This is a genomic window from Streptomyces viridochromogenes DSM 40736 (assembly GCF_000158955.1).
GTDB classification, from domain to species: domain Bacteria; phylum Actinomycetota; class Actinomycetes; order Streptomycetales; family Streptomycetaceae; genus Streptomyces; species Streptomyces venetus.
Window position 1 is genome coordinate 8176654 of sequence record NZ_GG657757.1, and the last position, 2483, is coordinate 8179136.

Sequence of the window (2483 nt, forward strand, 5' to 3'; positions counted from 1 at the left end):
GGTGGGCTACGACCACCAGGGTCCCGCCCGGCCGCGCGGCGAAGGCCCGCTCCGCGCGCTCCTCCGTCTCGGGGTCCAGGTGGCAGGTCGCCTCGTCGAGCAGGGCGAGCGGGGCGCACGCCAGGTAGGCCCGGGTCAGCGCGACCAACTGCCGCTCACCGGCCGACAGGGCCGCCGGATCGAGCCGCGCCCCGAGACCGCCGAGCCGGTCGGCCAGCGGGGCGAGCCCGACCGCGTCGGCAGCGGCCTGAAGTTCCTCCTCCGGCACCGGGTCCGGGCGCAGATAGGCGAGATTCTCGGCCAGAGTGCCGCCGAATACGTATGCCTCCTGTGGGATGAGCACCCGCGCGGCGGCCGCCTCCGGCCCGGGCACGGGACGCCCGCCCACGCTGATCGTGCCCCGGTCCGGTGTGAGGAGCCCGGCGACCAGGGCGGTGAGCGTGGACTTGCCGGTGCCGCTGGGACCGACGACGGCCAGGTGCGAGCCCTGCGCGAGATCGAGGTCGAGGTCCTGGAGGACGGGGGTGCTCGCCGGGCCGTAGGCGAAGGTGACCGAGGCGAGGGACAGGGCCGGGGGCGTGGTGCCGCGCGGGTGGCCGGCACCGGTGGGTGTGCCGCGGGAGGCGTCGGCGTCCCCTGCCGTCCCCGGGAGCGAGCCGCGGGCCCCATCGGCCCGGGCCCCGGGATCGGGACACGGTCCCGCACCCCGGCTCGGCGTGCCCGCGGGGTGCCGGTCCGCTGGGGCTCGGGATCCGTCGTGGGTCTTGCCGGTGCTTGTCGCTGAGGCTCGGGTGCCGTCGCCGGTCTTGCCTGTGCTTGTCGCTGGGGGGCGGGTGCCGTGGCCGGTCTTGCCGGTGCTCGTCGCCGGGGCTTGGGTGCTGTCGCCGGTCTTGCCGGTGCTCGCCGCCCGGGCCCGGGCGCCGTCGCCGGCCCCGCCGGAGCCCGCCGCCGAGGATCGCGTGCTGTCGGCCCTGTCGGCCCTGTCGGCCCTGTCGGCCCTGTTGGCCTCGCCGGCCCCGCCGGAGCTCGCCGGGGCCAGCCGGCGTAGGACCACCGTCAGGCGGGATCCGCTGGTGCCCAGACCGTGGACCAGGTTGCGCAAGGCGGGCAGGAGCGACTGGGTGACGTAGGAGAGGGCGCCGACCAGGGCGCCTGTGGTGACACCGTGGGCCAGCAGCCAGGGAGCGCCGGCGAGCAGCAGCACGATCGGCAGCTGGCCGCCGAGCGCCAGGGCCGCCACGCGCAGCACGCCCCAGTGGGCCAGCGCACGCGCGGCCCGCAGCTCCGCCTCGACCCGTTCGCCGGTGTCCGCGGCGATGTGCGCCTCGGCGCCGGTCGCAGTGATGTCCCGCAGTCCGGGGCAGACCGTGCCCAGCTGTCCCGCGAGCGCCTCGTCGGCGACGAGGTAGTCCTCCTGCCGCCGGGCCAGCGGCCGCAGCGTCAGCGCGAACAGCGCCACTCCCGCGGCCAGCGGCGGCCCCACCACCAGCAGCAGCGGCGGGGCGAGCGCGAACAGCCCGGCCAGGGCACCGGCGGCCGTGAACAGGAAGGAGCGGGAGACCATCACCAGCCCGGCGAAGGTGTCCCGCGCGATCTCCACCTGCTGGGTGAGCCCCGACAGGGAACCCGCGTCGCCGCTGCGCACCCCGCGGGAGACCACCCGCTCCACGAGCCGGTCCCGGAGCGGTTCGACGAGGGCGGCGACGGCCGCGTAGACCCGTGCGGTCCCGTACGCGCCGAGCAGGACGCCGAGCCCGGTCACCGCGAGCCAGACCAGCCCGACGTCCGGCCGTCCGCGCAGGAACCCCTCGTCCAGGGCCCGGGCCGGTCCGTACCCGATGAGGAAGGTCTGGCCGGTCTCCAGCACGGACCAGGCGGTGAGCCGCAGCAGGACCCGTCGGCGGGCCAGCAGGAAACGCAGTCCCCGGGTGGGGAGCCCGGCGGCGGTCATGCCCGCACACTCCTGTCGGTATCGCTCGCGGCGGAGGGCGGTCCTTCTCCGAAGACCGCCCGGTACTCGGCGACCCGCCACAGTTCCTCGTGCCGCCCCACCGCCCGCACCCGACCCCCGTCCAGCCAGGCCACGGCGTCGGCACACGCGGCCGTGGCGCTGCGGTGGGCGACCAGGAGCCGGGTGCAGTCCGGTCCGTCGCCGAGGAGGGCGTCGGTGATGTGGCGTTCCGTCACCGTGTCCAGGCTGGAGAGGGCGTCGTCGAGGATCAGCAGACGGCCGCCGTGTGCGAACGCCCGGGCGAGACCGAGCCGTTGGGACTCGCCGCCGGAGCGCGGGGCGTCGGTGACGGCCGTGGCGTATCCGTCGGGGAGCCGGGAGACGAAGTCGTCGGCCAGGGCCGTGCGGGCCGCCTCGCGGATCAGGCCGGGGGAGGGGGACGGCAGGCCGAGGCCGATCGCCTGCTCGACCGTGCCGCCGAGCAGGGCCGGACGTGCGAAGGCGTAGCCGACGGCGCGGCGCAGGTCGTCGT

At 76.7% G+C, this 2483-nt stretch carries 1 protein-coding gene and 1 pseudogene; both read right to left on the minus strand.

The features are described from left to right. Positions 1-1951 (minus strand): ABC transporter ATP-binding protein (locus tag SSQG_RS40080; protein ID WP_078506981.1); only part of this gene is annotated, 1951 nt, incomplete at its 3' end. After that, positions 1948-2483: pseudogene (locus SSQG_RS35870) on the minus strand (ABC transporter ATP-binding protein); the annotation flags it as partial. The pseudogene SSQG_RS35870 and the gene SSQG_RS40080, both read right to left, overlap by 4 nt.